The following is a 15,207-nucleotide window of genomic DNA, read 5'->3' as shown; positions in this document are numbered from 1 at the left end:
TGGTTGTGTTGCTGGGGGGTGGGGGGGGTCGCGGGGGGGGTTGGGGGGGCGGGGGGGGGGGGGCGCGGGGGGGGGCCGGCGGGGGGGCTCGTCGTCGTTGAGCGAGCAGTGAGCAGGTAGAGCAGACATGGCCGCGTTCGTCGACCGCGTCGTCGTGCACGTCGCCGCGGGCAACGGCGGTCACGGCGTCGCGTCCGTGCACCGCGAGAAGTACAAGCCCCTCGGTGGCCCCGACGGCGGCAACGGAGGGGACGGCGGCGACGTCGTCCTCGAGGTGGACCCCCAGGTCCACACGCTCCTCGACTTCCACCACCGCCCCCACCAGAAGGCGGGCAACGGCCGACCCGGCGCCGGCAGCCACCGGAACGGCGCGCGCGGCGAGGACCGCGTGCTGCGCGTCCCCGAGGGCACCGTCGTCAGCGTCGGCGGCGAGGTGGTCGCCGACCTCATGGGCGCCGGCACCCGCGTCGTGCTCGCGCACGGCGGCAAGGGCGGGCTGGGCAACGCCGCGCTGGCCAACCCCCGGCGCAAGGCCCCCGGCTTCGCGCTGCTCGGGGAGCCGGGGGAGGGCCTCGACGCCGTCCTCGAGCTCAAGAGCGTCGCCGACGTCGGGCTGGTCGGGTTCCCCTCGGCGGGCAAGTCCTCGCTGATCGCGGCGATGTCCGCGGCCCGGCCCAAGATCGCCGACTACCCGTTCACCACGCTGGTGCCCAACCTCGGCGTCGTCCGCGCCGGCGACACGGTGTTCACGATGGCCGACGTGCCCGGACTGATCCCGGGCGCGGCCACCGGCAAGGGCCTGGGCCTGCAGTTCCTCCGCCACGTCGAGCGCTGCGCGGTGCTCGTGCACGTGATCGACATGGCGACGCTCGAGCCCGGCCGCGACCCGGAGAGCGACATCGACGCGCTCGAGCACGAGCTGGCCGAGTACGGGGGCGACGAGCTGGACCTGGTGGGCCGGCTGCGCTTCGCCGTCCTCAACAAGATCGACGTGCCGGACGGCCGCGAGCTGGTCGACCTCGTCCGCCCGGCGCTGGAGGAGCGCGGGTTGCGGGTGTTCCCGGTCAGCGCCGCGACGGGGGAGGGGCTGGCCGAGCTCGGCTACGCGCTGGGCGCCGCCGTCGAGCAGTACCGCGCGTCGCTGCCGGCGCCCGAGCCGGTCCGCATCACCCTGACGCCGCGCGCCGTCGACGACTCCGGCTTCACCGTCGCCTTCGACGCCGACGACGAGGCCTACGTCGTCCGCGGCGTGAAGCCCGAGCGCTGGGTGCGGCAGACCGACTTCACCAACGACGAGGCGGTCGGCTACCTCGCCGACCGGCTCAACCGGCTCGGCGTCGAGGACGAGTTGATGAAGCTCGGCGCGCAGGAGGGCGACACCGTCGTCATCGGCGACGTCGCGTTCGACTTCGCGCCCAGCCTGCCCGCCGGCACGCCGCTGGCCGAGGAGACCGCGGGCCTCGGCGGCCGCGGCACCGACAACCGCATCGACGCGCCGCACCGCGTGCGCGCGGCCGAGCGGCTGGCGGCGAAGAAAGCCCGCCGGGTCCCGTACGAGCTCACCGAGACCTGGACCGACGACGACCTGCCCGACGGCGACCTGCCCGACGGCGAGCTGCCGGAGGACGGCGAGTGACCGCCCGCCCGCAGGTCGCCGGCGCACCCCGGGTCGTCGTCAAGGTCGGGTCCTCGTCGCTGACCACGCTGCCGGGCGGGCTGGACGCCGACCGGCTCGCCGCGCTGGTCGACGTCCTCGCCGCGGTGCGGGCGCAGGGCCGCGAGGTGGTGCTGGTGTCCTCCGGCGCGATCGCCGCGGGCCTGGCGCCGCTCGGCGTCGAGGGCCGGCCGCGGGACCTCGCGACGGCGCAGGCGGCGGCCAGCGTCGGCCAGCTGCGGCTGGTGCAGACCTACGCCGACGCCTTCGACCGGCACGGCGTCACCGTCGGGCAGGTGCTGCTGACCGCCGACGACCTCACCCGCCGCGGGCACTACCGCAACGCCCGGCAGACGCTGGAGCGGCTGCTCACCCTCGGCGTGATCCCGATCGTCAACGAGAACGACACCGTCGCCACCGACGAGATCCGCTTCGGCGACAACGACCGGCTCGCCGCCCTCGTGGCGCATGTGGCCGCCGCCGACGCGCTGGTGCTGCTGTCCGACGTCGACGGCGTCTACGACGGCGACCCGCGCACCGGCCCCGCGCAGCTGCTCGACACCGTCCGCGGCCCCGGCGACCTCGCCGCGGTCACCCTCGGCACCGCCCGGCGCAACGGCGTCGGCACCGGCGGCATGGCCACCAAGGTCGAGGCGGCGCTCATCGCCTCGGGCGCGGGGGTGCCGGTCGTGGTCACCTCCACGCCCCAGGCCGCGGCCGCGCTGGCCGGCGAGCGGGTCGGCACGCTGTTCGAGCCCTCGGGCCGCCGTCCCTCGGGCCGGCAGTTCTGGCTGCGCTACGCCAGCCGGCCGCGCGGGCGGCTGGTGCTCGACGACGGCGCGGTGCGCGCGGTCCGCGAGCGGCACGCCTCGCTGCTGGCCGCCGGCGTCACCGGCGTCGACGGCGACTTCCTGGCCGACGACCCGGTCGAGCTCGTGGGGCCCGACGGCACCGTCGTCGCCCGCGGGCTGGTCGCCTACGACGCCCGCGAGATGCCCGCGCTGCTCGGCCGCCGCACCACCGACCTCGACCCGGAGTACCGGCGCGAGGTGGTGCACCGCGACGAGATGGTGCTGGTCGGGCGGCCGCGGACGGCTGCGAGACTGCCCGGGTGACGATCCGCCCCATCCGCGAGCTCGGTGACCCCGTGCTCCGCACGCCCGCCGACGAGGTGCGGGCCTTCGACAAGGAACTGGCCGCCCTGGTCCGCGACCTCGAGGAGACCGTCGACCACCCCGGCCGCGCCGGGCTGGCCGCCCCGCAGATCGGGGTGAGCGCCCGGGTGTTCAGCTACAACGTCGACGGCGAGATCGGCCACCTGGTCAACCCGCGGGTCGTGGAGCTGTCGGAGGAGACCCAGGACGGCGACGAGGGCTGCCTGTCCATCCCGGGGCTCTGGGCGCCCACGGTGCGGGCGATGTCCGCCGTCGTCGAGGGCTTCGACGTGCACGGGGAGCCGCTGCGGCTGTCGGGCACCGGGCTCATGGCCCGCTGCCTGCAGCACGAGGTGGACCACCTCGACGGGAAGGTGTTCCTCGACCGGCTCGCCGGCGAGGCCCGCAAGGCCGCCCTGCGGGCGCTGCGCGACCGCTAGCCGGGCCGTACGGTCGGGTCCCGTGACCGACCTCGCCACCCGCGCCCGGACCCTCCTCGACCTGCACACCGCCCCGGAGATCCTCGTCCTCACCAACGTGTGGGACGTCGTCTCCGCGCAGGTGGTGGCCGCCACCGAGGGCGTGCGCGCCCTCGCCACCGCCAGCCACGGCATCGCCGCCACCTTCGGCTACGAGGACGGCGAGAACATCCCGCTCGACCTGCACCTGGACATGGTCGGCCGGATCGCCGCCGCGGTGGACCTGCCGGTCAGCATGGACATGGAGGCCGGTTACGGCGACGCCGGCGAGACCGCCCGCCGGGCCATCGAGAAGGGCGTCGTCGGCGGCAACCTCGAGGACCAGATGAAGCCGCTCGACGAGGCCGTGGCCGCCGTCGAGGCGGTGGTGCGGGCCGGCCGGGACGCCGGCATCGAGTTCGTGCTCAACGCCCGCACCGACACCTTCGTCCGCGCCGCCAAGGTTGCCGACCGCGGCGAGCTCGTCGCCGAGGCGATCCGCCGCGGGAAGGCCTACCTCGAGGCCGGCGCCCCGGTCGTGTTCGTGCCCGGGCTGATCAGGCGCGAGGAGATCGAGACGGTCGTCGAGGGTCTGGGCCGCAACAGGCTGACGCTGATCAGCGTGCCCGGCCGGTCGCTGCCGGCCCGCGAGATGCAGGAGCTCGGCGTCGCCCGCGTCTCCACTGGCCCGTTCACCCAGCGGGTCGCGCTCACCGCGCTGCAGGACGCCGTCGTCGAGATGGTCGGCGGCGGCGTCCTGCCGCCCGGCACCCGCGCGCTCAACTGACCCGGCGGGTCACCGGGCCGCCACGCCGGCGGGGACGACCGCCCCGCCGGCCGGGACCACCAGGCTGCGGACGGCGAACCGGGTCACGAGCTCGGGCGGGTGCGGCCGCCCCGCCAGGACCTCGTCGACCAGCGGTCCGATGACCTCGCGGCCGTAGCGGTCGTACTGCTCGCGGGAGTCCCACACCTCGATCACCCGCAACCCGTCGGCGGTCGGCCAGGTGAGGTGCACCAGCCGTCCGTCGAACTCCCCACCGGTGCGCTCCAGCAGGAGCCGGTGCACGGTGTCGTACAGCTCCACCAGGTCGTACGACTCCGCCGGTGCGGTCACGTCCTCGATCACCGCCCAGACCATCTCGTCCCCCTCGACGAACTGAGCCCCGCGGTCAGATGGCGACGCCGGCGCGGGGGAGCACCAGGCCGCGGACCTCGAACTCGGTGGACACCGAGGCCGGGGGCTCCTGTCCCCGCAGCACCTCGGCGAACGCCGGCTCGATGACCTCTCGGTTCGCGCGCTCCAGGTCCTCCCGCGACTCCCACACGTCGATCGCCTGGAACCCGTCCGCGGTGGGCCGGACCAGGTGCAGCAGTAGGCCGTCGAAGGCCGGGCCGTTCCGCTCCAGCATCGCCGCGTGCACCGCGTCGTAGAGCTCGACCGGTGCGGACACGTCCGTGATCACGCCCAGGGTCATGACGTCCTCCTCACTCCCTCCCGGCGGCCGTCCGCCGCCGGCAGCCGTCGCGCGCCCTCGCCGGATAGCCGGTGCACCGTCGCGGTGCGCCCGGTGACCAGCAGCAGGAGGTCACCCGTCGTGCCCTCGACCGGGGCGCCCCCGCCCAGCACGAGGTCGCTGTCGGTGGCCCGCAGCTGCAGTCCGGCCAGCCGCTTCCGCGCCCGGAACGGGAAGCCCATGTCCCAGCCCCGCCGCGCCGCCACGGCCGCGGGGGCCGGCGGGACCGGCCGCTCCCGGCCCAGCGGGACGGCGATGTCCTGCCCGTGCACGAGGACGTCGAGGAGCGGCTCGATCGGGGAGATGAACGGCGCCCGACGCCGTGATCCGACCATCGCCCGGATCCGCCGGCCGTACTCGTCGTCGGGCAGCGGGCCGACGCGCAGCGCCGTGTCCCGGATGATCCGGTTGAAGCTGCCGCCCGCCCGGATCGCCGGGACGACCAGGTCCCGGAGTCCCGTCTGCGCCAGCGTCAGGTGCGCCGCGACGTCGCGCACCCGCCAGGCCTCGCACAGGGACGGGGTCTCCCACTCGGCCGGCGACAGGTCGTCGAGCAGATCGGCCAGGCTCGCCCGCTGGGAGTCGGTCCAGCGCCACACGTCGTCGAGGTCCACGACGGCCCCCTCGGTGTTGGTAAGATGATCTGACCATTCAGTCAGATCGTCTGACCAACGTCAAGGGGGATCGTGAGCGTCCGAGACGAGGTCCGGCAGGACGGGGACCGCCCGGGCCGGGAGCAGGAGCAGCAGAACCTGGCCCTGCTCTGCTTCTACCCGCACCGCGCGATGGAGGCCCGGCTGCTCGCGACGATGGCGGCCGAGGGCTTCGACGACCTCACGCTCGCCCAGGGCCGCATCGCCGCCCGGATCGGCCCGGCCGGCACCCGGCTGACCGACCTCGCCGCGCAGGCGCTGGTGACCAAGCAGACCGCCGGCCACCTCGTCGACCAGCTCGAGCGGGCGGGCTACGTGCGCCGCGTGCCCGACCCCACCGACGCCCGCGCCCGGCTGGTGCAGATCGCCGAGCGGGGCCAGGAGCTGGTGGCGCTCGCCCGCCGGGTGGAGGCCGAGGTCGAGGCCGAGTGGACGGCGTACCTGGGGGAGGAGACCACGGCCCAGCTGCGGGCGGCGCTCACCCGGCTGCGCGAGGTGACCGACCCCTACCGCTGAGCGGCGGTGCAGCTGCCGCAGGTCCCGAAGACCTCCAGCTGGTGCTGCACGTCGGCGAAGCCGTGCTCGGCGGCGACCCTCGCGGCCCAGCGCTCCACCGGCGGGTCGGCGACCTCCACGGTGGTCCCGCACGAGCGGCAGACCAGGTGGTGGTGGTGCACCGGCGAGCAGCGCCGGTAGGCCGCCTCGCCGTCCTCGCCGCGCAGCACGTCGACCAGGCCGTCGTCGACCAGCGCCTGCAGGGACCGGTAGACGGTCGCCAGGCCGACCGCGTCGCCGCGCTCGCGCAGCAGGGCGTGCAGGTCCTGAGCGGTGCGGAACCCGTCGAGCTCCTCGAGCAGGGCCATGACCGCGGTCCGCTGGCGCGTCTGGCGGCGGACCGGGACCTCCGGCGCGCTCACGGCCGCTCCGTCCCGACCGGCGGCGGGGCCACGTGCTCGGTGTGCTCGTCGTAGTGCACGCCCGTGCCGGTGCGGTGCGGCGCGTGCAGGTGCCCGTCGTGGTCGTAGTCGACGTGGTCGCCGTGCGGCACGGGGCGGTGGCCGCAGCCGTCGCCGTGCTCGTGCGGGTGCGCGGCGTGCACCTGCACCCGCCGCCCGTGCCGGCGCCGCGCCGTCGCCTCGCGCAGCGCCACGACCACCGTGACCAGCAGGAACAGGGCGATGGCCAGGAGCACGATCGTGCCGCCGGAGGGGGTGCCCGTGTAGTACGACGCCGCCGTCCCCGCGACGCTGACCACGACGCCGATCGCGCAGGCCAGGTACAGGGTGGCGCGGAAGCTGCGCCCGACCAGCTGGGCGACCGCGCTCGGCAGGATCATCAGCGCGCTGATCAGCAGCAGGCCGACCACGCGCATCGACAGCACGACGGTCGAGGCGACCAGCGCGGCCAGCACCACGTTGAGCGGCAGCACCGGCAGGCCGACCGCGCGGGCGTACTCCTCGTCGTCGCTGACCGCGTACAGTCGCTGGCCGAGCAGCCACACGACCGCGAGCACGACGACGGTGATGACGGCGAAGACGGCGACGTCGGCGGTGGTCGTCGTGGTGATCGCGCCGAACAGGTAGGCGTCGAGGTTGGTGGCCTGCCCGCGCGGCGCCAACGACAGCAGCACCACGCCGCCGGCGATGCCGCCGTAGAACAGCACCGCGAGGGCGACGTCGCCGCTGGTCCGCCCGCGCGCGCGGACCAGCTCGATGAGCACCGCGCCCAGCACGGCGGCGACCAGCGCCGTCCCCACCGGCGCGGTGGAGGTGAGCACCCCGATGCCGACGCCGGTCAGCGCGACGTGCCCGAGGCCGTCACCGAGCAGCGACAGCCGGCGCTGCACCAGGAAGACGCCGACGGCGGGCGCGACCAGGCCGACCATCAGCGAGGCCAGCAGCGCCCGCTGCATGAACCCGTACTCGAGCAGCTCCACGTCAGCGGCTCCCGTGGCGCACGCGGACGGCGTCCGGCGCCGGCCGCGGCTGGTCCAGGCGGTAGCCGCGGGCCGCCGGCTCGGCGGCCTCCTCGGGGTGGTGGCAGTCCGGGCCGGCGGGCCCGGCGCCGGCCAGCGGCCCGTCGTAGGTGAGCCGGCCGGAGTCGACGACGACCGCGCGCGAGAGCACGCCCGCGAGCGGGCCGGTCTCGTGGGTCACGACGACGAGTGTCGTCCCGGCGGCCGCGACCCGGGCCAGCACCGCGGCCAGCGCGGCCTGGCTGGCGGCGTCGACGCCGGCGGTCGGCTCGTCCATGACCAGCAGCTCCGGCTCGGCGGCCAGCGCCCGGGCCACCAGCACCCGGCGCTGCTGCCCGCCGGAGAGGGAGGCGACCGGGTCCTCGAGCCGGTCGGCGAGGCCCACGGCGTCGACCGCCTCGGCGACGGCGTCCCGGTCGCGCGGGCCGAGCCGGCGGAACAGGCCCAGCCGCGGCAGCCGGCCGACGCCGACCACCTCGCGCACGGTGGCCGGCATCGCGCCGCTGACGGTGTGCCGCTGCGGGACGTAGCCCACGCGCCCGCGCTCGCGCAGCCGGCCGACGGGGGCGCCGAGCACCTCGACGGTCCCGCCGAGCACGGTGGCCAGGCCCAGCACGCCCCGCATGAGGGTGGTCTTGCCCGAGCCGTTGGAGCCGAGGACCGCCACGGCCTCGCCGCGCCGGACGGTCAGGCCGGCGTCGCGGACGATGGCCACGTCGCCGTAGCCGATCGTGGCGCCGGCCAGCCGGAGCGCGGCGTCGTTCATGCGCAGCCCTGTCCCTCCTGCAGCGTGGCGAGGTCCGCGCGCATGACCGCGAGGTAGTCGTCCCCGGCCGACTCGTCGGTGAGGCCCTCGATCGGGTCGAGGACGGCGGTTCGCACACCGGCCTCCTCGGCGACGGTCTCGGCCACGGCGGGGTCGACGAGGGTCTCGGTGTAGACGGTCGTCACCCCGCGCTCCCGGACCAGCGTAGAGATCTCGGCCAGCTGTGCCGGGCTGGGCTCGGTCGAGGGGCTCAGCCCGCTGACGCCGACCACGTCGAGGCCGTACCGCTCGCCGAGGTAGCCGAACGCGTCGTGTGCGGTGACCAGCGTGGTCACCGCGCAGTCCGCCAGGCCCTGCTCCATCTCGGCGTCGAGGGTCTCCAGGTCGGTGCGCAGCGCCGCGGCGTTCTCGCGGTAGGTGTCCGCGCCGTCGGGGTCCACCTCGGCCAGCCGGTCGGCCAGGGCGTCGCCGACGTCGGCCAGCCGGGTGGGGTCGAGCCAGAAGTGCGGGTCGACGGCCTCGCCGTCCTCGCCGGCGTGCTCGGCGTGCTCCTCCTCGCTCTCGCCCTCGTGACCGTGCTCCTCGGCGGCCGGCGACAGGTCGGCGGCCTCGCCGGCGTCCCAGGCGGCGTCCCCCGCCTCGTCGACGGCCTCGTCGAGGCCGGGCTGGAACCCGGCGAGGTAGACGACGAGGTCGGCCTCCGTCAGTGACGCGACGTCCTGCGGGGTCAGCTCCAGGTCGTGCGGCTCGGCGCCCGGCGGGGTGAGCGACTGGACGTCGACGCGGTCGCCGCCGACCCGCTCGGCCGCCCACTGCAGGGGGTAGAAGGCGGCCTCGACCGAGACGCCGTCCGCGGCCGCGGCCTCGTCCTCCCCGGCGGAGCCGCACGCGGCCAGCAGCAGGGCGGTGGCGGCCGCGGTGGTCGCGGCGAGGACGCGCGTCGTCGTGGTCATGAGAACCATTCTCACACAGCGGCGGAGGTGCCTGGCCGGAGGGGGCGGCGCGTACCCTGCGGGGCGTGTCCGACGCCGCCGACCTGCCGCTGATCGGGGCCGCCGCGCTGCGCGCCCGCGCCGCGTCCCGCGTCCTGCGCACCCTCCCGACCGACGTCAAGGACGCCGCGCTCACCGCGATGGCCGAGGCGCTGGTCGAGCGGACCGACGAGGTGCTGGCCGCCAACGCCCGGGACGTCGCGGCCGCCGAGGCCGACGGCACGCCGGCGTCGGTGCTCGACCGGCTGCGGCTGGACGCCGGGCGGGTGGCCGGCGTGGCCGCCGCCCTGCGCGAGCTGGTCGCCCTGCCCGACCCGGTCGGCGACGTCGTCCGCGGCTCGCGGCTGCCCAACGGGCTGGAGCTGCGGCAGGTCCGGGTGCCCTTCGGCGTGGTCGGGATCGTCTACGAGGCCCGTCCGAACGTGACCGTCGACGCCGCCGGCCTGTGCCTCAAGAGCGGCAACGCGGCGCTGCTGCGCGGTTCGGCCTCGGCGTACCGCACCAACCTCGCGCTGGTCGCCGTGCTCATGGAGGCCGGCCAGAAGGCGGGGCTGCCCGAGGGCTCGGTCGAGCTTCTGCCGGCCGACCGCGCCTCGGTGGGCGAGCTGCTGTCCGCGCGCGGGCACGTCGACCTCGTCATCCCGCGCGGCGGTGCCTCGCTCATCCAGCGGGTGGTCCGCGAGGCGCAGGTGCCGGTGATCGAGACCGGCGTCGGCAACTGCCACGTCTACGTCGACGCCTCCGCCGACCCGGCGATGGCCGAGGCGATCGTGCTCAACTCCAAGACCCACCGGGTGAGCGTCTGCAACTCCGCGGAGACGCTGCTCGTGCACCGCGACGCGCCGTTCCTGCCGCGGCTGCTCACCGCCCTGGCCGACGCCGGTGTGACCCTGCACGGCGACGACGCCGCCCGCGCGGCGCACGAGGCCGTCGTCCCGGCCACCGACGAGGACTGGGCCACCGAGTACCTGTCGATGGACATGGCGGTGCGCGTCGTCGACGACCTGCCGGCCGCGCTGGAGCACATCGCGCGGTGGGGGAGCGGGCACAGCGAGGCGATCGTCGCCGACTCCGCGTCGGCCATCGCCGCGTTCACCGCCGGGGTCGACGCCGCGGCCGTCCTGGTCAACGCCTCCACCCGGTTCACCGACGGCGGCGAGTTCGGCTTCGGCGCCGAGATCGGCATCTCCACGCAGAAGCTGCACGCGCGCGGGCCGCTGGGCCTGCCCGAGCTGACCAGCACCACCTACGTCGTCACCGGGAACGGCCACACCCGCTGATCCCGGCCGCCGAGCGGTCACCCACCCCACCGCCCCAGCCGAGGAGCGCGCATGCCCCGCCCGCCGACCCAGTCGCCGCAGTTCTCCTCGGTGGCCGACGTGAGCAAGCGGCTGTCGACCGCCGGGTACCTGCCCGACGCGCAGATCGCGACGACGGTCTTCCTCGCCGACCGGCTGGGCAAGCCGCTGCTGGTCGAGGGCCCGGCGGGCACCGGCAAGACCGAGCTGGCCAAGGCACTGGCCGCGGCCACGGGCTCGGAGCTGATCCGGCTGCAGTGCTACGAGGGCCTGGACGAGGCGCGGGCGCTGTACGAGTGGAACTACAAGAAGCAGCTGCTGCGGATCCAGGCCGCGCAGGGCGGGGACGGCGCGGACTGGGACACCGTCCACGACGACATCTTCGGCGAGGAGTTCCTGCTCTCCCGGCCGCTGCTCACCGCGATCCGGCGCACCGAGCCGACCGTGCTGCTCATCGACGAGACCGACAAGGCCGACGTCGAGGTCGAGGGCCTGCTGCTGGAGGTGCTCAGCGACTTCCAGGTGACGATCCCCGAGCTCGGCACGGTGACCGCGACCCGCCGGCCGACCGTCGTCCTCACCTCCAACGCCACCCGCGAGCTGTCCGAGGCGCTCAAGCGGCGCTGCCTGTACCTGTCGCTGGACTACCCCTCCGCCGAGCGGGAGCGGGAGATCGTGCTCTCGCGGGTGCCGGACCTCGCGCCGGGGCTGGCCGAGCAGCTGGTGCGCACCATCCGGGCGCTGCGGGCGATGGAGCTGAAGAAGTCGCCGTCGATCTCCGAGACACTCGACTGGGCGCAGACGCTGCTCGAGCTCGGCCTGGACACCCTCGACGAGACGGCGGTGCGCTCGACGCTCGGCGTGGTGCTCAAGCACGCCAGCGACCAGGACCGCGCCGCCGCCGAGCTCCGGCTCAACTGATGTCCGCGCCGTCGGTGTCCCCCGGGGGGCTGGCCGGTCACCTCGACGGCTTCGTGCGGGCGGTGCGGGAGGCCGGCATCCCGGTCGGGATCAGCCAGGCCGTCGACGCCGCGGAGATCCTCACCGTCGTCGACCTGCTCGACCGCGAGCAGCTGCGGCACGGGCTGGCGGCGGTGCTGCTGCAGCGCGCCTCGCAGCGCCCGGCCTACGACGTGCTGTTCGACCTGTGGTGGCCGCTGTCGGACCGGCCCGCTCCCGGCCCCACCGACGACGGCGCGGACCCCGCCGACGGCGAGCCGGACGCCGATGACGGCTCGACCCTCGACCTGCCCGACGGGCACGGCGACGGCGACGAGCGCGACCTGGCCCAGCGGATGCGCGAGCAGCTGGCCCGGCTGCTGCTCGAGGGCGACGACGAGGCGCTGCGCCGGTTCGCCCGCCAGGCGGTCGAGCAGCTCGGGCGGGCGCCGGCGTCGCCGTCGGGGCAGTCCTACTTCGGTTACCGGGTGATGCGGGCGCTGTCGCCGGACACCCTGGTCGCGCAGCTGCTGGCCGGTCTGCTCGGCGACGGCGGCCGCGGCGGGCTGGCCGAGCAGGTGGCCCGGCAGACCGTCCGCGAGCGGCTGACCGCCTTCCGCACCGCCGTCGACGCCGAGGTGCGCCGCCGGGCCGCGGCCGACCGCGGGCGCGACCGGGTGGCGAAGAGCGCGGTGCGGCCGCTGGCCGAGCAGGTCGACTTCCTGCGCGCCCAGCAGTCCGACCTCGCCGAGCTGCGGCGCGCGGTGGCGCCGCTGGCCCGCCGGCTCGCGGTGCGGCTGTCCGCGCGGCGGCGGATGGGCCGCCAGGGCCGGCTGGACTTCCGCAAGACGGTGCGCGCCTCCCTCGGGACCGGCGGGGTGCCCGTGGTCACCCACCACCGGCCGCGCAAGGTGCACAAGCCCGAGCTGGTCGTGCTCTGCGACGTCAGCGGATCGGTGGCCGGGTTCAGCCACTTCACCCTGATGCTCACCCAGGCGCTGCGCGAGCACTTCTCCGGCGTCCGCGCGTTCGCCTTCGTCGACTCCACCGACGAGGTGACCCGGTTCTTCCGGCCCGGCGCCGACGTGGCCGGCGCCGTCGCGCGGATCGGCCGCGAGGCCGACGTCGTCGCCTTCGACGGGCACAGCGACTACGGCAACGCCCTGGAGGTGTTCGCCGACCGCTGGCCCACCGCCGTCGGGCCGAAGACCTCGCTGCTGGTGCTCGGCGACGGGCGGACCAACTACCGCCAGCCCGGCCTGCCGGTGCTCGCCGACCTGGTCCGCCGCGCTCGCTCGGCGCACTGGCTCAATCCCGAGCCGCGGCGGCTGTGGGGGAGCGGCGACTCCGCCGCGGACCGCTACGGCGAGGTCGTCGACATGGTCGAGTGCCGCAACGCCACCCAGCTGGCGGAGTTCGTCACCACGCTCTGACCCCACTCGGTCACGGCGACACGCCCGGGGGACCCGTTTGCGAGACCTCTCGTAACCGGTGGCCGGGTGGGCCGTTGGTCAGCGCGGGCACCGAGGCGCGACGCGGTGCCCCGCCGGTGCTCCCGTCGTCGCGGTCGGGAGTGCAGGCGGCGCGACCGACGGCACGGGGGTGCCGGTCGCGACCGGGACGGTCCCGTCCCGACGGCCGGGGGCGGAGGCGCCCCGCGCCCGGCCGTCCGGGACCGGGTCCGCTGGGTGCAGCCGGGCCGCCCGTGCGGCGCCCGGATAGGCTCGATCGGTGGCGGGAACCCGGATCGGCGTGATGGGTGGGACGTTCGACCCCATCCACCACGGGCACCTGGTCGCCGCCAGCGAGGTGGCCGGGCTGTTCGGTCTGGACGAGGTGGTCTTCGTCCCCACCGGCCAGCCCTGGCAGAAGACCGAGCGCGAGGTCAGCCCCGCCGAGGACCGCTACCTCATGACCGTCATCGCCACCGCCTCCAACCCCCGGTTCTCCGTCAGCCGCGTCGACATCGACCGCGAGGGCCCGACGTACACGATCGACACGCTCACCGACCTGCACGCCCAGCGTCCCGACGCCGAGCTGTTCTTCATCACCGGCGCCGACGCGCTGGCGCAGATCCTCAGCTGGCGCGACAGCGACCGGTTCCTCCGGCTGGCCCACTTCATCGGGGTCACCCGCCCCGGGTTCGCCCTCGCCGACGGGCACCTGCCCGAGGGCGCGGTCAGCCTGGTCGAGGTCCCGGCCCTGGCGATCAGCTCCACCGACTGCCGCGACCGCGTGGCCCGCGGCATGCCGGTCTGGTACCTCGTGCCCGACGGCGTGGTGCAGTACATCGAGAAGCGCGGCCTGTACCGCGCCGGCGGCCGGCGCGCGCCGGGCCCACGCGGCGACCGGCCCACCTACGACCGCCCCCCGGCCACCCCCGCGCACGCGGACCCGGCCGACCCCGACCCCGCCGACCCACCGTCTGCCCACCTCCGGGAGGTGCCCCGATGACCGCCTCCGCCGAGGCCCGGGAGACCGCGCTGCTCGCCGCCCAGGCCGCCGCGGACAAGCTCGCCACCGACGTCTCGATCGTCGACGTCAGCGACCGCCTGGCCATCACCGACGCGTTCGTGCTCGCCGCGGCGCCCAACGAGCGCCAGGTGCAGGCCATCGTCGACGAGGTCGAGGAGCGCCTGCGCCGGCACGGCGTGAAGCCGGTCCGCCGCGAGGGCGTCGCCGAGGCCCGCTGGGTGCTGCTGGACTTCGTCGACGTCGTGGTGCACGTCCAGCACGCCGAGGAGCGCGCCTACTACGCCCTCGAGCGGCTGTGGAAGGACTGCCCGACCATCCCGTTCGTCGACCGCGCCGCCCCGCCGGCCGCCGACGGCGCACCCACCGCGACGGGCACGCTGTCCACCGACGACGTCGACCCCGGCAGCTCCGACCCGGTCCCGCTGGCGCCCGACCCGACGGAGGACCTCACCGAGGACGACCTCACCGACGACGAGCTCGCCGACGAGGACGCCCTCGAGGGCGACCCGCTCCAGGAGGACGCCCGCGGCGGCGGCGTCGACGGGGACGCGGGGACGACCGGCCGGTGACGGCTCCCGCCGCCCTCGACCTGCCGGTGCCCCGGCTGGTCGTCTGGCGGCACGGGCGGACCGAGTGGAACGCCACCGGGCGCTTCCAGGGCCAGATGGACCCGCCGCTGGACGCGGAGGGCCGCGCCCAGGCCGCCCGCACCGCGCCGCACCTGGTGGCCGCCGGGCTGGCGGCGGGCACGACCATCGTCGTCGCCAGCGACCTGGTCCGCGCCGCCGACACGGCCACCGCGCTGACCGGCCTGCTCGGCGTGCCGCTGCGGCTGGACGAGCGGCTGCGCGAGCACGGGCTGGGCTGCTGGGAGGGGCTCACCCGCGCCGAGGTCGCCGAGCGTCACCCCGAGCAGTACGCCGACTGGCTCGCGGGCCGGCCGGTGCAGGGCCGGGGCGGCGAGGAGGCCGCCGACGTCGCCCGCCGCGCGCTGGCCGCCCTGCGCGACCTGCCGCCGGCCGAGGTGGCCGTCGTCGTCACCCACGGCGGGACCGCCGGCCGGCTCGTCGAGGCCCTGCTCGAGCTCGGCCCGCAGCACCGGCGGGTGTTCGGGTCGCTGGCCAACTGCGGCTGGAGCGAGCTGGCCCGCCAGGGGGACCGGTGGCGGCTGATGCGGCACAACGCCGTCGTGGCCGCCCTGCCCGGCCGGGTCGAGGGACCGGCCCCCGGCGTCCCGGCCGACGCCGCGGCCACCCCGGAGGGTGCCGCGCCCCCGCCGACGGCCCAGGACGCCGACGCGGTCGCCTGAGGACACCTGCGCGACAC

General features: G+C 76.0%; 18 protein-coding genes. 11 read left to right on the top strand and 7 right to left on the bottom strand.

Annotated elements, in window-relative coordinates; genetic code table 11:
- The first annotated feature begins 127 nt into the window (after positions 1-127).
- Genes obgE through ACI79L_RS20940 form a run of 4 tightly spaced genes read left to right on the top strand, consistent with a single transcriptional unit; the run spans position 128 to position 4,053 of the window.
- A complete protein-coding gene (gene obgE, locus ACI79L_RS20955; protein WP_456938641.1) occupies positions 128-1,636 on the top strand; it encodes a GTPase ObgE in 1,509 nt (502 codons plus the stop codon).
- Positions 1,633-2,769, top strand: a complete 1,137-nt coding sequence (gene proB, locus ACI79L_RS20950) for a glutamate 5-kinase (RefSeq protein WP_456938640.1) — start codon at positions 1,633-1,635, stop codon at positions 2,767-2,769. Before obgE ends, proB begins: the two co-directional genes overlap by 4 nt.
- Positions 2,766-3,248, top strand: coding sequence for a peptide deformylase (gene def, locus ACI79L_RS20945; protein WP_456938639.1), 483 nt, complete (start codon positions 2,766-2,768; stop codon positions 3,246-3,248). The genes proB and def overlap by 4 nt, the downstream gene beginning before the upstream one ends.
- A 22-nt stretch (positions 3,249-3,270) precedes the next feature.
- Positions 3,271-4,053, top strand: a complete 783-nt coding sequence (locus ACI79L_RS20940; RefSeq protein ID WP_456938638.1) for an isocitrate lyase/PEP mutase family protein — start codon at positions 3,271-3,273, stop codon at positions 4,051-4,053.
- Between the two features lie 9 nt (positions 4,054-4,062).
- Here ACI79L_RS20940 and ACI79L_RS20935 read toward each other — a convergent pair whose 3' ends face one another.
- Genes ACI79L_RS20935 through ACI79L_RS20925 form a run of 3 tightly spaced genes read right to left on the bottom strand, consistent with a single transcriptional unit; the run spans position 4,063 to position 5,397 of the window.
- Complete coding sequence (locus ACI79L_RS20935; protein WP_456938637.1) at positions 4,063-4,395, bottom strand: hypothetical protein; 333 nt, start codon at positions 4,393-4,395, stop codon at positions 4,063-4,065.
- Between the two features lie 43 nt (positions 4,396-4,438).
- The gene (locus ACI79L_RS20930; protein WP_456927080.1) at positions 4,439-4,744 is read right to left on the bottom strand and encodes a hypothetical protein; all 306 of its coding nucleotides are present in this window, start codon (positions 4,742-4,744) and stop codon (positions 4,439-4,441) included.
- The gene (locus ACI79L_RS20925) at positions 4,741-5,397 is read right to left on the bottom strand and encodes a maleylpyruvate isomerase family mycothiol-dependent enzyme (RefSeq protein ID WP_456938636.1); all 657 of its coding nucleotides are present in this window, start codon (positions 5,395-5,397) and stop codon (positions 4,741-4,743) included. Before ACI79L_RS20925 ends, ACI79L_RS20930 begins: the two co-directional genes overlap by 4 nt.
- Before the next feature lie 72 nt (positions 5,398-5,469).
- On the opposite strand from ACI79L_RS20925, the gene ACI79L_RS20920 reads away from it, so the two are divergent.
- Positions 5,470-5,952: a MarR family winged helix-turn-helix transcriptional regulator gene (locus ACI79L_RS20920; RefSeq protein WP_456938635.1), complete on the top strand. Its 483-nt coding sequence runs from the start codon at positions 5,470-5,472 to the stop codon at positions 5,950-5,952.
- Here ACI79L_RS20920 and ACI79L_RS20915 read toward each other — a convergent pair.
- Genes ACI79L_RS20915 through ACI79L_RS20900 form a run of 4 tightly spaced genes read right to left on the bottom strand, consistent with a single transcriptional unit; the run spans position 5,943 to position 9,130 of the window.
- Positions 5,943-6,353, bottom strand: a complete 411-nt coding sequence (locus ACI79L_RS20915) for a Fur family transcriptional regulator (RefSeq protein WP_456927077.1) — start codon at positions 6,351-6,353, stop codon at positions 5,943-5,945. The genes ACI79L_RS20920 and ACI79L_RS20915 overlap by 10 nt on opposite strands.
- Positions 6,350-7,372 carry an iron chelate uptake ABC transporter family permease subunit gene (locus ACI79L_RS20910; protein WP_456938634.1) on the bottom strand — a complete coding sequence of 341 codons (1,023 nt, stop codon included), beginning with the start codon at positions 7,370-7,372 and terminating at the stop codon, positions 6,350-6,352. The genes ACI79L_RS20915 and ACI79L_RS20910 overlap by 4 nt, the downstream gene beginning before the upstream one ends.
- A 1-nt stretch (position 7,373) precedes the next feature.
- A complete protein-coding gene (locus ACI79L_RS20905; RefSeq protein WP_456938633.1) occupies positions 7,374-8,177 on the bottom strand; it encodes a metal ABC transporter ATP-binding protein in 804 nt (267 codons plus the stop codon).
- Positions 8,174-9,130, bottom strand: coding sequence for a metal ABC transporter substrate-binding protein (locus tag ACI79L_RS20900; protein WP_456938632.1), 957 nt, complete (start codon positions 9,128-9,130; stop codon positions 8,174-8,176). Before ACI79L_RS20900 ends, ACI79L_RS20905 begins: the two co-directional genes overlap by 4 nt.
- Before the next feature lie 65 nt (positions 9,131-9,195).
- Here ACI79L_RS20900 and ACI79L_RS20895 point away from each other — a divergent pair, with 65 nt between their 5' ends.
- The 6 genes from ACI79L_RS20895 (at position 9,196) to ACI79L_RS20870 (ending at position 15,190) form a co-directional block, all read left to right on the top strand.
- Positions 9,196-10,449 (top strand): glutamate-5-semialdehyde dehydrogenase, encoded by a 1,254-nt coding sequence (locus tag ACI79L_RS20895; protein ID WP_456938631.1) that lies wholly within the window; start codon positions 9,196-9,198, stop codon positions 10,447-10,449.
- A gap of 51 nt (positions 10,450-10,500) precedes the next feature.
- The gene (locus ACI79L_RS20890) at positions 10,501-11,388 is read left to right on the top strand and encodes an AAA family ATPase (RefSeq protein ID WP_387985364.1); all 888 of its coding nucleotides are present in this window, start codon (positions 10,501-10,503) and stop codon (positions 11,386-11,388) included.
- Entirely contained in the window at positions 11,388-12,839 is a 1,452-nt protein-coding gene (locus ACI79L_RS20885) for a vWA domain-containing protein (RefSeq protein ID WP_456938630.1), read from the top strand. The genes ACI79L_RS20890 and ACI79L_RS20885 overlap by 1 nt, the downstream gene beginning before the upstream one ends.
- A gap of 298 nt (positions 12,840-13,137) precedes the next feature.
- Entirely contained in the window at positions 13,138-13,860 is a 723-nt protein-coding gene (gene nadD, locus ACI79L_RS20880; RefSeq protein WP_456938629.1) for a nicotinate-nucleotide adenylyltransferase, read from the top strand.
- Positions 13,857-14,450: a ribosome silencing factor gene (rsfS, locus tag ACI79L_RS20875; RefSeq protein ID WP_456938628.1), complete on the top strand. Its 594-nt coding sequence runs from the start codon at positions 13,857-13,859 to the stop codon at positions 14,448-14,450. Before nadD ends, rsfS begins: the two co-directional genes overlap by 4 nt.
- Complete coding sequence (locus ACI79L_RS20870; RefSeq protein ID WP_456938627.1) at positions 14,447-15,190, top strand: histidine phosphatase family protein; 744 nt, start codon at positions 14,447-14,449, stop codon at positions 15,188-15,190. Before rsfS ends, ACI79L_RS20870 begins: the two co-directional genes overlap by 4 nt.
- Positions 15,191-15,207: the final 17 nt, after the last annotated feature.

This window comes from Geodermatophilus sp. SYSU D00684 (genome assembly GCF_054050455.1).
This window is presented reverse-complemented; position numbering and strand designations above follow the sequence as displayed.